Origin of the sequence: Actinopolyspora xinjiangensis (assembly GCF_900104475.1) — a bacterium.
GTDB lineage: Bacteria > Actinomycetota > Actinomycetes > Mycobacteriales > Pseudonocardiaceae > Actinopolyspora > Actinopolyspora xinjiangensis.
On sequence record NZ_FNJR01000002.1, the window covers coordinates 13198 to 32230 of the forward strand.

General features: G+C 68.6%; 13 protein-coding genes. 11 read left to right on the forward strand and 2 right to left on the reverse strand.

Annotated features, from left to right (window positions below; all coding sequences use genetic code 11):
* The first annotated feature begins 22 nt into the window (after window positions 1–22).
* Entirely contained in the window at window positions 23–3934 is a 3912-nt protein-coding gene (locus tag BLQ75_RS02785) for a DNA-directed RNA polymerase subunit beta' (protein WP_092597369.1), read from the forward strand.
* A 524-nt stretch (window positions 3935–4458) separates the two neighbouring features.
* On the opposite strand, the gene BLQ75_RS02790 is transcribed toward BLQ75_RS02785, so the two are convergent.
* Window positions 4459–4932, reverse strand: coding sequence for a DUF6319 family protein (locus BLQ75_RS02790; protein ID WP_092597372.1), 474 nt, complete (start codon window positions 4930–4932; stop codon window positions 4459–4461).
* Window positions 4933–5073: 141 nt separating this feature from the next.
* The gene (pdxR, locus tag BLQ75_RS02795) at window positions 5074–6492 is read right to left on the reverse strand and encodes a MocR-like pyridoxine biosynthesis transcription factor PdxR (protein ID WP_092597375.1); all 1419 of its coding nucleotides are present in this window, start codon (window positions 6490–6492) and stop codon (window positions 5074–5076) included.
* Window positions 6493–6537: 45 nt separating this feature from the next.
* Between pdxR and BLQ75_RS02800 the strand changes: the two genes are divergently transcribed.
* The 10 genes from BLQ75_RS02800 to rplW all read left to right on the forward strand — a co-directional run bounded on the left by BLQ75_RS02800 (window position 6538) and on the right by rplW (window position 19021).
* The gene (locus BLQ75_RS02800; RefSeq protein ID WP_092597378.1) at window positions 6538–7002 is read left to right on the forward strand and encodes a carboxymuconolactone decarboxylase family protein; all 465 of its coding nucleotides are present in this window, start codon (window positions 6538–6540) and stop codon (window positions 7000–7002) included.
* Window positions 7003–7333: 331 nt separating this feature from the next.
* Window positions 7334–11593 (forward strand): ADP-ribosylglycohydrolase family protein, encoded by a 4260-nt coding sequence (locus BLQ75_RS02805; protein WP_092597381.1) that lies wholly within the window; start codon window positions 7334–7336, stop codon window positions 11591–11593.
* Between the two features lie 517 nt (window positions 11594–12110).
* Complete coding sequence (gene rpsL / locus BLQ75_RS02810; RefSeq protein ID WP_043570381.1) at window positions 12111–12485, forward strand: 30S ribosomal protein S12; 375 nt, start codon at window positions 12111–12113, stop codon at window positions 12483–12485.
* Window positions 12485–12955, forward strand: a complete 471-nt coding sequence (gene rpsG, locus BLQ75_RS02815) for a 30S ribosomal protein S7 (protein ID WP_043570383.1) — start codon at window positions 12485–12487, stop codon at window positions 12953–12955. The genes rpsL and rpsG overlap by 1 nt, the downstream gene beginning before the upstream one ends.
* A gap of 79 nt (window positions 12956–13034) precedes the next feature.
* A complete protein-coding gene (gene fusA / locus BLQ75_RS02820; protein ID WP_092597384.1) occupies window positions 13035–15137 on the forward strand; it encodes an elongation factor G in 2103 nt (700 codons plus the stop codon).
* A gap of 162 nt (window positions 15138–15299) precedes the next feature.
* The gene (gene tuf, locus BLQ75_RS02825; protein WP_092597387.1) at window positions 15300–16493 is read left to right on the forward strand and encodes an elongation factor Tu; all 1194 of its coding nucleotides are present in this window, start codon (window positions 15300–15302) and stop codon (window positions 16491–16493) included.
* A gap of 526 nt (window positions 16494–17019) precedes the next feature.
* Complete coding sequence (rpsJ, locus tag BLQ75_RS02830; protein WP_017976809.1) at window positions 17020–17325, forward strand: 30S ribosomal protein S10; 306 nt, start codon at window positions 17020–17022, stop codon at window positions 17323–17325.
* Window positions 17326–17376: 51 nt separating this feature from the next.
* Window positions 17377–18027 (forward strand): 50S ribosomal protein L3, encoded by a 651-nt coding sequence (gene rplC, locus BLQ75_RS02835; RefSeq protein ID WP_092597390.1) that lies wholly within the window; start codon window positions 17377–17379, stop codon window positions 18025–18027.
* Entirely contained in the window at window positions 18027–18725 is a 699-nt protein-coding gene (rplD, locus tag BLQ75_RS02840; RefSeq protein WP_092597393.1) for a 50S ribosomal protein L4, read from the forward strand. The genes rplC and rplD overlap by 1 nt, the downstream gene beginning before the upstream one ends.
* Entirely contained in the window at window positions 18722–19021 is a 300-nt protein-coding gene (gene rplW, locus BLQ75_RS02845) for a 50S ribosomal protein L23 (RefSeq protein WP_043570394.1), read from the forward strand. Before rplD ends, rplW begins: the two co-directional genes overlap by 4 nt.
* The last annotated feature ends 12 nt before the right edge of the window (window positions 19022–19033 follow it).

Genomic DNA, 19033 nt, shown 5'->3' on the forward strand with positions numbered 1-19033 from the left:
CAACAAAGGGAGAAGACCCGACGTGCTTGACGTCAACTTCTTCGACGAACTCCGCATCGGACTCGCGACTGCCGACGAGATCCGCCAGTGGTCGTACGGCGAGGTCAAAAAGCCCGAGACCATCAACTACCGCACGCTCAAGCCGGAGAAAGACGGGCTGTTCTGCGAGAAGATCTTCGGCCCCACCCGGGACTGGGAGTGCTACTGCGGCAAGTACAAGCGAGTCCGGTTCAAGGGCATCATCTGCGAGCGCTGCGGTGTGGAGGTCACCCGGGCCAAGGTGCGGCGCGAGCGGATGGGACACATCGAGCTGGCCGCCGCGGTCACCCACATCTGGTACTTCAAGGGCGTGCCGAGCAGGCTCGGGTACCTGCTCGACCTGGCCCCCAAGGACCTGGAAAAGATCATCTACTTCGCGTCGTACGTGATCACCTCGGTCAACACCGAGATGCGTCACAACGACATGCCGACGCTGGAGAGCGAGATCGGCGTCGAGCGCAAGAACATCGCCGACCAGCGTGACTCGGACCTGGAGGCACGGGCCCAGAAGCTCGAGTCGGACCTCGCCGAGCTCGAATCCGAGGGCGCCAAGAGCGACGTTCGCCGCAAGGTCAAGGAGAGCGGCGAGCGCGAGATGCGCCAGATCCGCGAGAAGGCCCAGAAGGAGATCGACAAGCTCGACGAGATCTGGGAGACCTTCACCAAGCTGGAGCCCCGTCAGCTGATCTCGGACGAGTCGCTGTACCGCGAGCTCTACGACCGCTACGGCGAGTACTTCACCGGCGGCATGGGCGCCGAGGCCATCGAGGCTCTGCTCGCCAACTTCGACATCGACGCCGAGGCGGAGGGCCTGCGGGAGGTCATCCGCAACGGCAAGGGCCAGAAGAAGCTGCGCGCCCTCAAGCGCCTCAAGGTCGTCGCCGCCTTCCAGACGACCAAGAACAGCCCGCAGGGCATGGTGCTCGGCGCGATCCCGGTGATCCCGCCGGACCTGCGTCCCATGGTCCAGCTCGACGGCGGCCGCTTCGCGACCTCCGACCTCAACGACCTCTACCGCAGGGTCATCAACCGCAACAACCGCCTCAAGCGCCTGATCGACCTCGGCGCCCCCGAGATCATCATCAACAACGAGAAGCGGATGCTGCAGGAGTCGGTGGACGCGCTGTTCGACAACGGCAGGCGTGGCCGTCCGGTCAGCGGCCCGGGCAACCGCCCGCTGAAGTCGCTGTCCGACCTGCTCAAGGGCAAGCAGGGCCGGTTCCGGCAGAACCTGCTCGGTAAGCGCGTGGACTACTCGGGCCGTTCGGTCATCATCGTCGGTCCGCAGCTGAAGCTGCACCAGTGCGGCCTGCCGAAGGAGATGGCGGTCGAGCTGTTCAAGCCGTTCGTGATGAAGCGGCTGGTCGATCTCAACCACGCGCAGAACATCAAGTCCGCCAAGCGGATGGTCGAGCGGCAGCGCCCCCAGGTCTGGGACGTGCTCGAAGAGGTCATCTCCGAGCACCCGGTGCTGCTCAACCGTGCGCCCACGCTGCACCGGCTGGGTATCCAGGCCTTCGAGCCCCAGCTGGTGGAGGGCAAGGCGGTTCAGCTGCACCCGCTGGTCTGCGAGGCGTTCAACGCCGACTTCGACGGTGACCAGATGGCGGTGCACCTGCCGTTGTCCGCCGAGGCGCAGGCCGAGGCCCGGGTGCTGATGCTGTCCAGCAACAACATCCTCTCGCCCGCCTCCGGGCGTCCGCTGGCCATGCCGCGACTGGACATGGTCACCGGGCTGTACTACCTGACCCGGCAGGTCGACGGGGCCACCGGTGAGGGGCACGCCTTCTCCTCGTACGACGAGGCGCTGATGGCCCACGACCGGGGGTCGCTCGACCTGCAGGCGCTGGTCAAGATCCGGATGCGCGACATCGTCCCGTCGAAGGAGGAGACTCCGGAGGACTGGGAACCGGGCACCCCGTTGACGCTGCAGACCACCCTCGGCCGGGTGATGTTCAACGAGCTGCTGCCCGCGGACTACCCCTTCGTCAACCGGCTGCTGCCGAAGAAGGCCCAGGGCGCGATCGTCAACGACCTCGCCGAGCGCTACCCGATGGTCTCGGTCGCCCAGACGCTGGACAAGCTCAAGGACGCCGGCTTCTACTGGGCCACCCGGTCCGGTGTCACCACCGCGATCTCCGACGTGATCGTTCCGCCGAACAAGAAGGAGATCCTCGACTCCTACGAGGAGAAGGCGGATCAGGTGGAGAAGCGGTACCGCCGTGGTGCGCTCTCCCACGAGGAGCGCAACGCCGAGCTGGTCAAGGTCTGGAACGCCGCCAAGGACGACGTCTCCGAGGCGATGGAGAACAACTTCCCGGAGGACAACTCGATCAACATGATCGTGAAGTCCGGCGCGGCCGGGAACATGTCCCAGGTCGTCCAGCTCGCCGGTATGCGCGGTCTGGTCTCCAACCCGAAGGGTGAGTACATCCCGCGTCCGATCAAGACCAACTTCCGCGAGGGTCTGTCGGTGCTGGAGTACTTCATCTCCAACCACGGTGCCCGCAAGGGTCTGGCCGACACCGCGCTGCGTACCGCCGACTCGGGTTACCTGACCCGTCGTCTGGTGGACGTCTCGCAGGACGTGATCGTGCGCGAGAACGACTGCGGTACCGACCGCGGCATCCGGATGCCGATCGGCGAGACCACGCCGGACGGCAAGCTGGTGCGCGAGCAGCACGTCGAGACCAGCGTCTACGCGCGGATGACCGCCGAGGACGTCACCGACTCCGAGGGCAACATCCTGCTCGCCCGCGGCTCTGACCTGGGTGATCCCGCCATCGAGACGTTGATTTCGGCGGGCGTGAGCACCGTCCGGGTCCGCAGCGTGCTGACCTGCGAGTCCGGTTCGGGGGTCTGCTCCTACTGCTACGGCCGTTCCATGGCCACCGGCAAGCTCGTCGACGTCGGCGAGGCGGTCGGCATCGTCGCCGCCCAGTCCATCGGTGAGCCGGGTACGCAGCTGACCATGCGTACCTTCCACCAGGGCGGTGTCGGCGGTGACGACATCACGGCCGGTCTGCCGCGTGTGCAGGAGCTGTTCGAGGCCCGGCTGCCGAAGGGCAAGGCTCCGATCGCCGACGCCTCCGGCCGTGTCCGCCTGGAGGACAACGACCGCTACTGGAAGATGACCCTCACGCCGGACGACGGCGGCGAGGACATCGTCTACGACAAGTTGTCCAAGCGGCAGCGGCTCGCCGTGATCAACGTGCAGGGCACCGAGCGGCAGCTCGAGGACGGCGACCACGTCGAGGTCGGGCAGCGGCTCATGGAGGGTGCGGTCGATCCGCACGAGATCCTGCGCGTGCTCGGGCCGAGGGAGGCGCAGCTGCACCTGGTCCGCGAGGTGCAGGAGGTCTACCGCTCGCAGGGCGTGGGCATCCACGACAAGCACGTCGAGGTCATCGTCCGGCAGATGCTGCGCCGAGTGATCATCATCGACTCCGGTGCGACCGAGTTCCTGCCCGGTTCGCCGGTCGAGCGGGCGCAGTTCGAGTCGGAGAACCGGCGTGTGGTCTCCGAGGGCGGCGATCCGGCCTCCGGCCGTCCGGTCCTGATGGGTATCACCAAGGCCTCGTTGGCCACCGAGTCGTGGCTGTCGGCGGCCTCCTTCCAGGAGACCACCCGGATTCTGACCAACGCCGCGATCGAGGGCGCCAGCGACAAGCTGATCGGTCTGAAGGAGAACGTCATCATCGGTAAGTTGATCCCGGCCGGTACCGGTATCAACAAGTACCGCAACATCCAGGTGCAGCCGACCGAGGAGGCTCGGGCCGCGGCCTACGCGATCCCGTCCTACGACGACGGCTACTACGCGCCGGACGTGTTCGGTCCCGGCACCGGTGCCGCGGTGCCGCTGGACGACTTCGACTTCGGGCGCGACTACCGCTGACACGAACGGTGCGCCGGACCAGGGAGTTCGGCGCACCGTCGCGGTCGAAGAAGGCTCCCTGCTCGTCTCCTCCGAGCAGGGAGCCTTTTGTGTCGTGAAACTTCGGGGCCGGTTCGCGTGCCGGTGCCGGTGGCGGAACCTCCGGCGCCGACGGCGCTCCGGGAGTGGGCACCTCGAGTAGCTACTACGCCACGTGCCCACTGTCCTCGCGGCGCCGACGCCGGAGAACCCGCGGCGGTGCGGGATGCGCAGCCGTAAGTGCTCGGCGTCGTTCGATCCGTCGATTTCTCGCGTAATCGCCGGGACTCTTCGACTGGGTGATCAGTTCCGACCACCCTCGTGGGCCGACTCCCACCACTCACTCCACCGGCACCGCCGCGGGGTCTCGGGTGCGGCTCTCGCGAGGACGCCGGAGACGTCGTGTAGTACCTACCCGATGTCTCCGACCCCGCAGCGAGAGCCGTGCCAGAGGTTCCGCCGGACGACCTCCTACGCAACCGGGGCGGAAGTGCTCACACCGGAGGTCAGCTCTCCAACTCTTCCAGCGTCTTGCGCACCCGCTGCAACTCCGCCTCCAGCTCGGCCAGCCTGGCCTCGTGCTGCTGACGGGCCTCGGACAATACCGACTCGATGGCCTCCGAGATGTCGTCGTGCAGCTCACCGGCGGCCTTGGACACCGAGGACGCCGCGATGGGCAGCCCCTGTACGATCTTCTTGCCCGCGTGCGTCAGGTCGGCCTGCCACTCGCCCTCGGCGGTGCCGCTGACCGTCAGCGTGAGCTCCACCTGGCGTGTCTTGCGCGCACCGCCCTGCTTACGCCCCTTGGTCTTCTTCTGCGTTCCCTGCTCCGCGCTGCCGCTGCCGCCGCTCGGATCGGCGGTCTCGGCCTGCCGCTCCGCGTCACCCCGGCCGGTGGCTTCCTGGCCGGTGGTGGGCTGTTCCGGAGCGGTCTGCTCGGTGGTGGGCTGGTCGGAGGTCGGTTCTTGCTGTTCGCTCACTTTTCCCCTCTCGGGTCGCACGGCCGAAAAAGATCAGGATAGAACGTCTGTTCGATACCGCTTCGTGCGGTGCTGCCACCGCCGCGGCGGGAAAGGCGAGGCCGCGAACGGATTCCGCCGCCGTGCCCTCGAATTCCCGGTTCAGTGCTCCGTCAGGCCACGTAACAGCGCACGCAGTGCCTGTCCGAACGCGTGTCCCGGCGGAGCCGCGTAACCGATCATCAGACCTTCCCGGCGCAGCCGGTCGTCCATCCAGTGTTCGGCGAGCCCGTTCACCGCGACGGAGTGCCGACGCAGCCGTCGCAGCACCCGCCGTTCGGAAGGCCCTTCCGGAGCCAGTCGCAGCGTCAGGTGCAGGCCCGCCGCGATTCCGGCGGGATACAGCTCGTGGCGCACCTTCGACTCGGTGAGCGCGGTCACCACCCGCTGTCGTCGTCGCTCGTAACCGGCCCGGCAGCGCCGCACGTGTTGATCGTAGCTTCCGGAACGCAGCATCTCGGCCAGGGTGAGCTGTTCTATGACGGGGGGAGTCAGATCCCCGTTCGCCCTGTGTTCCCGGACCGGTTCCACCAGGTGTTCCGGCAGCGCCAGCCAGGCCAGCCGAAGCCCGGGAGCCAGGGTTTTGCTCGCCGTTCCCGCGTACACCACCTGCCGTGGTGCGATCCGCTGCAACGCCGCGACCGGCTCGCGGTCGAACCGGAACTCCCCGTCGTAGTCGTCCTCGACGATCAGTCGGTCCTCGGCGCGCGCGAGCCTGCCGAGCTCGGTGCGCCGTTCGGCCGACATGGTGATCCCCAGCGGGTACTGGTGCGCCGGGGTCACCACCATGACCGGGCTGTGCGCCCCGGTCGTCTCGATGCCCGAGTCGTCCAGCGGAACACCGCGCACCCGCAGCCCGCTCTCCCCGGCGATCCGGCGCAGCTTCGGCAACGAGGGGTCCTCGAAGTCCACAGCGGACACTCCGCGTCGTGCCAGCACCTCGCACAGCGTCCCCAGCGCCTCGCCGTAACCGGCGAAGACGACGATCCGCTCCGGTGAGGTGCGCACCCCGCGCACCCGGGCCAGGTACTCGGCCAGCGCCCCGCGCAGCGCCGGATGCCCCGCCGGGTGGCCGTAGTCGAGTTCCTCGGCGGGAACCGTGCGCAGCGCGCGTCGCTGGGCGGCCAGCCAGTCCGCGCGGGGGAACCCGCTCAGGTCCGGTTTGCCGGGGCGCAGGTCCCAGCGGAGTTCGGTGGCCCTGCGGGTGGCCGACTCCCGGAGCTTCCCCGGCACGGGGGACTCGACGGCGGCGACGGTGGTCGCCGCGCCCTGCCGGGTGACGAGCAGTCCCTCGGCGACCAGCAGCTCGTAGGCGCGGGTGACCGTGCCCCGGGACACGCCGAGATCGGCGGCCAGCAGCCGGGTGGAGGGAACCCTGCTCCCGGCGGCGATCCGGTTCTCCCGGATGGCGGTTCGCAACGAGGCGGCCAGTTCGACGCTGCTCCCCCAGGCCCGCCGGTCCAGGTGGAGGTCGATCCCGCTCTTCCCGGAACGTTCCGAACTGGACCCGTCGTCACGCATCGCACTGGACCATATCCGAGTCCCGTGAGCGCTTAGGTTCGTGCCATGACCGAACGACGCATGGACCTGTCCGAAACGACCCCGGAGCTGTACCGGGCGATGCGCGAATTGGAGCTCTCGATCCAGCGGGAGCTGGAACGGGTCGGGGTGGAACCGGAGGTGTACGAACTGGTCAAGATCCGAGCCTCGCAGCTCAACGGCTGCGCGTTCTGTCTGGACATGCACCTGACGGACTCCCGGCGGCTCGGCATCGCCCAGCAACGGCTCGACGTGCTCCCCGCCTGGCGCGAGGTGGCGGTGTACTCCGAACGGGAGCGCGCCGCGCTCGAACTGGCCGAGGCGATCACCCTCGTGGGCGAGAGCCACGTCGACGACGAGGTGTGGCGACGTGTGCGCGAGGTCCTCTCCGAGCCGGAGGCGGCCGCGTTGACCTGGGCCGCGACGGGGATCAACACCTGGAACCGGCTGGCGATCACCTCGCGGGCGCAGCCGCCGGAGCGGCGGGAATGACCCTGTCGTCCGGGCTGATCCGTTCTGTGTGGGATCGGGCCCCCGAGTGGTTGGTACTCTTTCGGTCGTGGCGGTGATCCGGACTCCTCGGCACACCGGAGTGCGCCGGAGGCCGTGCGGTTTCCGCGGGGCGCGCGTCGTCCGGCCGGTCGCGCCGCGGCTCGCGGTGGGACGCGAGAACGGGTGAACCTCCTGGAGCCGTTCGAGGTGAGCGTGCGACTGTCGGAACCGGACTGCCGGACTGCCGGGGTGCGTCCGGGCGGCGTCGTCGCCCCGAGCGTTTCCGGTGTCGCGGCCCGGCAAGACCGAACCGAGCAGGAGTAGCCTCCCCATGACCGACAGGCAGTCCAGGCCCGCCCAGTCCGCCGGTCACGTCGGTGCCTCCGGGCAGCCGAGCTGGTCGGACCGACTGCGCGGCGCGTTGCTCGGAGGTGCGGTCGGTGACGCGCTGGGGGCGGGGGTGCGCGGTTGGAGCTCCTCGGCCATCCGGCAGTGGCTCGGGCCGCGCGGTGTCGTGGACACCCTCCCGGTCTTCGGGCACCGGGGCGGTGTCACGGACCTGACCCAGCTGACGGTGTTCACGATGGACGCCCTGCTGCGCGCCCGGGCCACCGGCGAGCAGGACCCGCTGCCGGTGATCCGCGCCAACCACATGGCCTGGTTGTACACCCAGGGGGTTCCCTGGGGGTACGCGATGTCGGGGTACTGGCGTGTCCACCCCGAACCAAGCGGCTGGCTGCTCGGCAGGTCCGAACTGTTCTCCACCCGCAACCCGGGAGGACCCGCCCTCCGCACGCTGTCCGCGCTGACGGACCGGATTCCGGCCGAGCAGCTCACCCCCGGGCAGCCCGCTGCCGTGCCGCCGGACGACCGCCCCCTCGCGGACAGTCTGGTGTGGACGGCACCGGTGATGGTCTGGAGCGGGGAGGCCCGGACGGTCGACGCTGTGGCCGCGCGGGTTCCGTGGCTGCTGACCTCGGACTACGAGACGCGTGCGGCGTGCGCGCTGCACGCCGACGTGCTCGGCGCGCTGATCAACGGCGTCCCGCTGTGGGACGCCGTGCGCTCCTGGGAGCTCCACCGCTCGCAGCTGGAGCAGGGCGTCCCACCCGCCGGGGTGCTGCGGACGCTGCACGCGGCCGTGTTCACGGCCAGGCAGGGTGGACTCGTTGATCCGCGAATGCTGGACATCGAGTTCTTCCCCTCCAACGGGCTGGGGGAGATCGGCATAGCGTTCGCCTCGGTGGCCTCCGCCGCGACGTTCGCCGAGGCCGTCACAGCGGCGGTCAACCACTCCGCCGACAGCAGTATCGCCGGCGCCCTGGCCGGGCAACTGGCCGGGGCGGTGCACGGCGCCGCCGCCGTTCCCGAGCGCTGGGTGGCGGAGCTGGAACTTCGCGAGGTCGTGGAGACGCTGGCCGCCGACGCCGCCGAGGCGTTCGCGCCGCCGCCACCCACCCCCAAATGGGCCCAGCGCTACGTCGACAACACCGCCGAGCACGCGCGGGGGCTGGACGCCACGGCCTGGACCGTGGACGCAACCGCCCCGCCGACCCAGGTGCTGCCCGCGATCGGTGGTGACGAGGCGGAGGAGACGACGAACTCCGTAGCGGAGGCGCGGGCGGACACCGACCCGTTCCCGGTCGGCGGCATCGACCCGGGAACCGATCGCATAGTGCTGCGCGGCACCTCCGCGCGTTCGCCGAACCCCGCGAGCTCGGCCGGTGCGCAGTCCCACGCCGACGTCTCCTGGCCGGAAACACCCGGTTACTCCGAGAGAGGCGCCGCCGGGCCGGTGGAGGAGGTGACCGCCGAGCCAGTGGGGGACGTGGCGGAGACCGAGCACCCGGAAGGCGTGGCCGCCCCACCGGTGGACGACAGCGAGGCGGACTCCACCGATCCGCTGTCCCGGGGGTTCATCGCACCGGAGCCCGCGCCCCCCACGGCGGAGTCTCCGGACGCCCGGCGGGCCGAAGACGAGCGGGAAGACCACGCGGAACTCACGTTCCCGGACGAGTCCGAGGTGCGCTCCGCCCCGCGCATCAGGTTGCCCGGTGTGGACCAGCTCCCGCCGTTACCCGGGAGTAGGACCGCCGGGACCCCGCCAGCCGACACCGCTTCCCCCGAGCTGTCCTCGATACTCGACTCCGCGCCGGATGTGGCATGGCCCCCGGAAGCCGGGCGGTCCGATCGGGAGGCTTCCGAGGAGGCGGAGCGACCCGACGAGGCCTCACGGCCCGATAATGGATCGCCGGAGGCCTACGGCGATGTCGTGCCGGAGGCGGCCGCGCCCGTCGCGCACCTCGATGTCGAGCGGGACGAGCCCGCCGGATACGGGGGAACGCGGGAGTCCTCCGCCGGAGAGCCCCTCATCGGAGGACCGCCCTCCGGCGGGACGGATCTCGAAGACCGGGGGCCTGCCCCCGTATGGGAGAGCGCCGAGGAAGGCGAACGCCCGGGCGGGGACGCCGCTCCGGGAACGACCGAAGCGGACGGATGGCCTGATCCGGCGGAGCACGCGGGCCTCTCTGACCTCGCGGCCACCGACCACGGTGAGGCCTCCGCGTCCGAACCCCACCCCGTCGGGAGTCGAGCCGGAGGCGGCCACGCGATCGCGGAGGACTCCGACGCGGTGGGTCCCTCGCTGACCGAGCGCATCCTCGGTTGCCTGCTCGGCGGAGCACTCGGGGACGCGCTCGGTGCCGGGATCACGCCGGAGAGCGCCGAGGAGATCACCGCCCGCCACGGTGCGGGGGGACCCGTCGAGCTGCCGGAGTACGCGGGTGCCAGGGGATCGGTGACCGCCGCCACGCAGACCACGCTGTTCACCACCGAGGGACTGATCCGTGCCCGTACCGGGGACCCTGGCTCGCCGGACGCCGTGGACCCGCTGCCCGAGCTGCGGCTGGCCGCGCAGCGCTGGCTCCACACCCAGGGCGTTTCCTGGCGCTGGGCGGCCGGTGAGTTGTTCGCCGAGCACCCGGAGCCCGACGGCTGGCTGGTCGAGGTCTCGGCTCTGTTCGCCGTGCGCTCGCCCGGCTCCTCCGTCCACGGCGAGTTGGAGGCCTTCGGGGAGCGCTCCGCTCACGGGGAGCAGACGGCCCCGGTGGACAACTCCACCGGGTGCGGCGCGCTGGTCCGGGCCGCCCCGGCCGCGTTCTGGTCCGCCGAACCGGCCGAGGTCTTCGAGGTCGGGGTGCGATTGGCCTCGCTGACCCACGGTCATCCGAGCGGTTACCTGCCCGCCGGGGCCTTCGCGGTGATCGTGCAGCAGGCGGTGTTGGGCAGGGGGCTCGACGAAGGGGTCTGGCTGGCCCTGCAGGTACTGGAGACGTGGCAGGGGCACGAGGACACCAGCGCCGCGCTCGCCGCTGCGGTGGATCTCGCCGCCAACGGGGAACCGGAGCCCGAACCGCTCGTGCGGCGGCTGGGCGAGGGGCGCCGGGCGACCGAGGCCCTCGCGATCGCCGTGTGCGCGACGCTGGTGGCCGAGGACGTGCGCGGTGCGCTGCGCATCGCGGTTCGCCATTCGGGCAACAGCAGCGCCACCGGTACGGTCTGCGGCTCCATCGCCGGTGCGCTGTTGGGAGTGGGCTCGCTGCCGATGGACTGGCTGGCCGAGCTCGAACTCCGGGAAGTCGTGGAGCGGATGGCCATGGACTGCGTCGCCGCGTTCTACGCCGGGCTGCGTCCGGAGCGCGACGGCGAGGAGGAGTCCCCGTCGTTCGACGGTGAGTGGCACCGCAGGTATCCCTCCCGGGCTCGGCGGGAGCGGGACCTGAGCTCCCCCTCCGAGCAGGGGGGCTTCGCCGACTTCTCACCCGCACCGGAGCCGGAGCCACCCGTGGAGCGGGCGGCACCGGAGGAGGCCGGACTCGGTGGGAGTTCGCGGCCCCGCGATGCCGAGGAGGACTTCGGTGGTCCCGGCGTCTCCACCGGTTTCCCGGACGGCCCGGCCCCCGAGGAGTGGGCTCCGGAGCCGTTCGGTGACTCCCGCGCCGAGTCCGCCGCGCGGGAGGGGACGGTCACCCGCGCGGCGGAGGAGGAACCCGCCGGGGAGTGGTCCGCGCCCTCCGGAACCTCGGACGGCGCGGAGCGTGCGGTGTTCGACACACCCTTCCCCGAGCCCGCTCCGGAGCCGACCGACGGAGGAGGGGGACCGGTCTCCGGCCCCACCCAGGCGTCTCCGGCCGGGTGGACCGAACCGGGCGAGGTCGACACCGGTTCCGACGGTGGGGACACCGGTGAACAGACCCCCGTTCCGGAGGCGGCGGGTGAGGCTCTCCCGGAACCTGATGACGCTCGGAGTACCCACGTGATCCCCGTGGTGGCGGACGGCACCGCGAACGCGAACTCCATCGCCGCGGTCGGTTCCGACCCCGGGGCGGCCCCGCCCCCCGGTTCCGCCGAGGCCGGCACGGCCGACGCACCGGAGGAACCGGTCAGGAGCCCCGGTGCCCACAGCGGGGAGCCGGGACCGGGGCGGGAGAGCCCGGAAACCGGCAGCGGGCAGGCGCACCACCCGAAACCCGCGCCCCGTCGCATCAACAGCGTCAGTTCCGGGCGGCTCGACGTGCTGGACGATTCCTGAGCGCTCGCGGTGCGGTTCGGTCATTGCCGGGGTGCGCGGACGTGGAACCGGTGAGCCGCACTCACGGTGCGGGAGGGTGCGGCTCGGGACTCGTCTTCTCTTGTCCTCCCGAGTAGAGTCGGGAGCCGACGTTGGCGAGTCGGGCGCGCACCCCCGTTTTGACCCTCTGCAAACGGGGCAGGTATCTTTATGACTTGGACCCGAAACCCCTCGGGTCACTCCGCATGTCCGTGCGCGAGAACCGCCCGCGTGGTCGGCGGGGGAGCGCCCGTGGATGGTGCGGAACTCTCCTGACGGCCCATCTGGGCACCCGCCCGCTGGGACGCCGCCCCGCCACACGGCCGAGGAACGGGCGACACGCCCGACCTCGTGTCGCGGGTGAGGGCGCGGGGGAGGCCCAAGTACACAGAGACCTACGTACGCGGTGCTCGGCGCCAGGGGTGCGAACGGTGCTCGAACGAGCGCTGCTGTTAACGAGTACCACCAAGAAGCGAACGCTCGAGAAGAAAGCCGGTCCATGCCCACCATCCAGCAGCTGGTCCGTAAGGGCCGCCATGACAAGGCCGCGAAGGTGACGACCGCGGCGCTCAAGGGAAGCCCGCAGCGCCGTGGTGTGTGCACCCGCGTGTACACCACGACTCCGAAGAAGCCGAACTCGTCGCTGCGCAAGGTCGCCCGTGTCAAGCTCACCAGTGGCGTCGAGATCACGGCCTACATCCCCGGCGAGGGGCACAACCTGCAGGAGCACTCGATCGTGCTCGTTCGCGGTGGCCGTGTGAAGGACCTCCCCGGTGTCCGCTACAAGATCATCCGCGGTTCGCTCGACACGCAGGGCGTGAAGAACCGCAAGCAGGCTCGCAGCCGGTACGGAGCGAAGAAGGAGAAGAGCTGATGCCCCGGAAGGGTCCGGCCCCGAAGCGGTCGCTGAGTGCCGATCCCGTGTACAGCTCGCCGCTGGTCACCCAGCTGGTGAACAAGGTGCTGGTGGACGGCAAGCGTTCGCTGGCCGAGCGCATCGTCTACTCGGCGCTCGAGGGATGCCGTGAGAAGACCGGCACCGATCCGATCGTGACGCTCAAGCGCGCGCTGGACAACGTCAAGCCCTCGCTGGAGGTACGCAGCCGCCGTGTCGGTGGCGCGACCTACCAGGTCCCGGTCGAGGTGCGCGCCGGCCGTTCGACCACGCTGGCCCTGCGCTGGGTGGTTCGTTTCGCCCGTCAGCGTCGTGAGAAGACCATGATCGAGCGCCTCACCAACGAGCTGCTCGACGCGAGCAACGGTCTCGGTGCGAGTGTCAAGAAGCGCGAGGACACGCACAAGATGGCGGAATCCAACAAGGCTTTCGCGCACTACCGGTGGTGAGGTCGGGGACGGCTGTATTGCCCGCCTCGGCTCACCGATTCGACGGCTTCAGGCTTGCTGTAGGAACGGGGACTAACTCGTGGCACGCGACGTGCTGACGGACCTGACCAAGGTCCGCAACATCGGCATCATGGCCCACATCGACGCGGGCAAGACCACCACGACCGAACGGGTCCTGTACTACACCGGGATCAACTACAAGCTCGGTGAGGTGCACGACGGCGCCGCGACGATGGATTGGATGTCGGAGGAGCAGAAGCGGGGTATCACGATCACCTCGGCTGCTACCACGACGTTCTGGCAGGAACATCAGATCAACCTCATCGACACCCCCGGGCACGTCGACTTCACCGCCGAGGTGGAGCGTTCGCTGCGCGTGCTCGACGGCGCCGTCGCCGTCTTCGACGGCAAGGAGGGGGTCGAGCCCCAGTCCGAGCAGGTGTGGCGCCAGGCGGACAAGTACGGCGTCCCGCGCATCTGTTTCGTCAACAAGATGGACAAGATGGGCGCCGACTTCTACTTCACCCTCGGCACCATCAGGGAGCGGCTCGACGCCAAGCCCCTGGTGCTGCAGCTGCCCATCGGCAGCGAGTCCGACTTCGAGGGTGTGGTCGACCTGGTCAGCATGAAGGCGTTGACCTGGCGTGGCGACGTCGCCAAGGGTACTCAGTACGAGATCGAGGACATCCCGGCCGACCTGGTCGAGACCGCCAACGAGTACCGCAGCGAGCTGCTCGAGTCGGTGGCCGAGTCCAGCGAGGAGCTCATGGAGGCCTACTTCGGCGGTGAGGAGCTCACCGTCGACCAGATCAAGCAGGGTATCCGTGCGCTCACGCTGAACCAGGAGGCCTTCCCCGTGATGTGCGGGACGGCCTTCAAGAACAAGGGCGTGCAGCCCATGCTGGACGCGGTCGTGGAGTACCTCCCCTCGCCCCTGGACATCCCTGCCGTGCAGGGTGTGCTGCCCGGCTCCGGCGAGGCCGCCTCGCGGCAGGCCAGCACCGAGGAGCCCTTCTCGGCCCTGGCGTTCAAGGTCGCGGTGCACCCGTTCTACGGCAAGCTCACCTACGTCCGGGTCTACTCGGGCAAGATCGAGCAGGGTGCCCAGGTGATGAACTCCATCCGGGACCGCAAGGAGCGCATCGGCAAGCTGTTCCAGATGCACTCCAACAAGGAGAACCCGGTCGAGGAGGCCCAGGCCGGGCACATCTACGCGGTCGTCGGGCTGAAGGACACCAGCACCGGTGACACCCTCTGCGATCCGCAGAACCAGATCGTTCTGGAGTCGATGAGCTTCCCCGACCCGGTCATCGAGGTCGCGATCGAGCCGAAGACCAAGGCCGACCAGGAGAAGCTGTCCACCTCGATCCAGAAACTCGCCGAAGAGGACCCGACCTTCCAGGTCAAGTTCGACGAGGAGACCGGGCAGACCATCGTCAAGGGCATGGGTGAGCTCCACCTCGAGGTCCTGGTCAACCGGATGAAGACCGATTTCAAGGTCGAGGCCAACATCGGCAAGCCGCAGGTCGCCTACCGTGAGACGATCCGCAAGTCGGTCCAGAAGCACGAGTACACGCACAAGAAGCAGACCGGTGGTTCCGGTCAGTTCGCGCGCGTGGTCGTCAACCTGGACCCGATCGAGCAGACGGCGGAGAGCGCGACCTACGAGTTCGACAACCAGATCACCGGTGGGCGTATCCCCCGCGAGTACATTCCTTCGGTGGACGAAGGCGCGCAGGACGCTATGCAGGTCGGCGTGCTGGCGGGTTACCCGATGGTCGGTGTCAAGATGACCTTGGTCGACGGCCAGTACCACGAGGTGGACTCGTCGGAAATGGCGTTCAAGGTCGCCGGTTCGATGGCGATGAAGGAGGCCTGCGCCAAGGCCAGTCCGGCGCTGCTCGAACCGTTGATGGCGGTCGAGACGACGACACCCGAGGAGTACATGGGTGAAGTCATCGGCGACCTCAACTCCCGCCGTGGTCACGTTCAGGCCATGGAGGAGCGTGGCGGTTCCCGCGTCGTCAAGGCGTTGGTTCCGCTGTCCGAAATGTTCGGGTACGTGGGCGACCTGCGCTCCAAGACGCAGGGTCGCGCGAACTACTCGATGGTGTTCGACTCCTACGGCGAAGTTCCGGCGAACGTGGCCAAGGAGATCATCGCGAAGGCTACGGGGGAGTAACTCCGCTGTAGTCCCCGCATCGGCCCGTTTCCGCGCCAGGGAGAACGGGCCGGTGGCACAACCCGACAGGACTCCGCCCGGAGCTGGTTCCCACGCGAGAGGGCGCGTGCGGGGAGCGGTGTAGCGGAGCGGAAATCATGACAAGTCCAGGAGGACATTCCAGTGGCGAAGGCGAAGTTCGAGAGGGACAAGCCGCACGTCAACATCGGGACCATCGGTCACGTTGACCACGGCAAGACCACCCTGACCGCGGCTATCACCAAGGTCCTGCACGACAACCACCCGGACCTGAACCCCTACACGCCTTTCGAGGACATCGACAAGGCGCCGGAGGAGAAGGACCGCGGCATCACGATCCAGATCGCGCACGTCGAGTACCAGACCGAGGCGCGGCACTACGCCCACGTGGACGCTCCTGGCCACGCGGACTACGTGAAGAACATGATCACCGGTGCCGCCCAGATGGACGGCGCGATCCTGGTCGTGGCGGCCACCGACGGCCCGATGCCGCAGACCCGTGAGCACGTGCTGCTGGCCAAGCAGGTCGGCGTCCCCTACATCCTCGTCGCCCTGAACAAGGCCGACATGGTCGACGACGAGGAGATCATGGACCTGGTCGAGATGGAGGTCCGTGAGCTGCTCAGTGAGCAGGACTTCCCGGGTGACGACGTTCCGATCGTCCGGGTTTCCGCGCTCAAGGCGCTCGAGGGCGACGCCGAGTGGGGCCAGAAGATCATGGACCTGCTCAACGCGGTGGACTCCAGCGTCCCGGACCCGCAGCGTGCCACCGACCAGCCGTTCCTGATGCCGGTGGAGGACGTCTTCTCCATCACCGGTCGCGGGACCGTGGTCACCGGCCGTGTCGAGCGCGGTGTCATCAAGGTGAACGAAGAGGTCGAGATGGTCGGCATCAAGGAGAAGCCGATCAAGACCACCGTCACCGGTGTCGAGATGTTCCGCAAGCTGCTCGACAGCGGTGAGGCCGGCGACAACGTCGGTCTGCTGCTGCGTGGTGTCAAGCGTGAGGACGTCGAGCGGGGCATGGTCGTCATCAAGCCCGGCTCCACCACCCCGCACACCGAGTTCGAGGCGCAGGTCTACATCCTGTCCAAGGACGAGGGCGGTAGGCACACGCCGTTCTTCAACAACTACCGTCCGCAGTTCTACTTCCGTACCACCGACGTGACCGGTGTGGTGACCCTTCCCGAGGGCACCGAGATGGTCATGCCCGGTGACAACACGGAGATGTCGGTGCAGCTCATCCAGCCCATCGCCATGGAGGAAGGGCTGCGCTTCGCGATCCGCGAGGGTGGCCGCACCGTCGGCGCGGGTCGCGTCATCAAGGTCAACAAGTGATGGCAGGGTTCCGGTTCCGGCGTTGACCGGGCTCGGAACCCACCCCCGATTCGTGGGCGGCACATCCGGTGTGTCACCCTGAATGGGTTGCCTGTTGGGGCGGTCGGCCTTCATGACCCGTGTGAATCACGGTTCGTGATCGGTTCGACCGCCCCGACTTGGGCGCGCCGTCGCCGTGAATTCCCTTCGCGGTACGGCGCTTCCGGTTGCGCGGGTGCCGCCGGACACACGTTCCGGCCGGGGCCGATATAGGTGGCAACTCGAGGTGTACGGATCCCTGCGGATCCATCTCATCGGCGACGATCGATGGGACCGGCTTGCATCGTGCGGGCGACACGCCCGACCGCGTGTGCCGGGCACCCAGACACCTGAACAGGGGCGGGCTGCGAACCGTGGTGTCGCGTTCGCGAGATCGGTACGAGACGTGCTCTTCGCGCGTCGTCGACGGGTCGGCGCGGCGACGGCGCCGGGTCTGCGCACCGCGCTAGGTACTAGCGGCACGAGACTAGAGGAACGGCAAGCCACTATGGCGGGACAGAAGATCCGCATCCGGCTCAAGGCCTACGACCACGAGGCGATCGACGCGTCCGCGCGCAAGATCGTCGAGACCGTGACGCGCACCGGCGCTTCGGTCGTCGGGCCGGTGCCGCTGCCTACCGAGAAGAACGTCTACTGCGTCATCCGCTCCCCGCACAAGTACAAGGACTCGCGGGAGCACTTCGAGATGCGGACGCACAAGCGGCTCATCGACATCGTCGAGCCGACGCCCAAGACGGTGGATGCGCTCATGCGCATCGACCTGCCGGCCAGTGTCGATGTGAACATCCAGTGAGCGGTCGACGCGCATTCGTTTCAGTGACAGGCGGCGGAGAGAACGAGACCCATGTCTGAAAGGCAGATGAAGGGGATTCTGGGCACCAAGCTCGGGATGACCCAGGTCTTCGACGACAACAACCGGGTGGTCCCGGTGACGGTCGTGCAGGCCGGGCCCAACCTGGTGACCCAGATCCGTACCAAGGAGAACGACGGCTACCAGGCCGTGCAGCTGGCGTTCGGCGCCATCGACCCGCGCAAGGTGAGCAAGCCCCGCGGCGGCCAGTTCGCCCGCGCCGGGGTGACGCCGCGCCGTCACCTGGTCGAGCTGCGCACCTCGGACGCCACCGACTACGAACTCGGTCAGGAACTGACGGCCGAGGTGTTCGAGTCGGGTTCGCGTGTCGACGTGGTCGGCACCAGCAAAGGCAAGGGCTTCGCGGGCACGATCAAGCGGTACAACTTCGGCAGGCAGCCGATGAGCCACGGTACGCAGGCCGTGCACCGCAAGCCGGGTTCGATCGGTGGCTGTGCTTACCCCGCCAGGGTCTTCAAGGGCAAGAAGATGCCCGGCCGCATGGGCGGTAAGCGCGTGACCACCCAGAACCTCAGGGTGCACCGGGTCGACGAGGAGTCCGGGCTGCTGCTGATCAAGGGCGCGATCCCCGGCCCGAACGGCGGCCTCGTGCTGGTCAAGAGCTCTACGAAGGGTGGTGCGTGATGGCCGCGAAGCTCGACGTCCGCACTCCGGACGGCAAGACCGACGGGCAGGTCGAGCTGCCCGCGGAGCTGTTCGACGTGCAGGCGAACGTGCCGCTGATGCACCAGGTCGTGACCGCCCAGCTCGCGGCGGCGCGGCAGGGGACGCACTCGGTCAAGACCCGGGGCGAGGTCTCCGGCGGTAGCAAGAAGCCGTACCGCCAGAAGGGGACCGGTAACGCCAGGCAGGGCTCGATCCGCGCTCCGCAGTTCGTCGGCGGTGGCACGGTGCACGGCCCGACCCCCCGGGACTACTCGCAGCGCACCCCCAAGAAGATGAAGGCTGCCGCGCTGCGCGGCGCGCTTTCCGACCGTGCTCGTTCCGAGCAGCTGCACGTCATCAACCAGGTGACCGCCGGCGACAAGCCTTCCACCAAGGAGGCCAAGGCCGCGCTGCGCAACGTCACCGACGCCCGGAACGTGCTGGTGGTGCTCAACCGCACCGAGGAGATCGCGTGGCTGAGCCTGCGCAACCTCCCCCACGTGCACATCATCGACCCCGGTCAGCTGAACACCTACGACGTTCTGGTCAACGACGACGTCGTGTTCAGCAAGGAAGCCTTCGAGCGTTTCGTCGCGGAACGGTCTCCGGGTCGTTCGGCCAAGACCGCGGTCACTTCCGACGCGACTTCGAGTCAGGCTGAGGAGGCAGACCAGTGATCCCCGATCCGCGAGACATCATCATCGCGCCGGTGATCTCGGAGAAGAGCTACGGCCTCATCTCCGAGAACCAGTACACGTTCCTGGTGCGCCCGACCTCGAACAAGACCGAGATCAAGATCGCGGTCGAGAAGATCTTCGGCGTGCAGGTCAAGAGTGTCAACACGATCAACCGCCAGGGCAAGCGCAAGCGGACCCGCACCGGTTTCGGCAAACGCAAGGACACCAAGCGGGCGATCGTGACGCTGTCCCCCGATAGCAAGCCGATCGAGATCTTCGGTGGTTCGGCCGCCTGACACGGGCGTGCG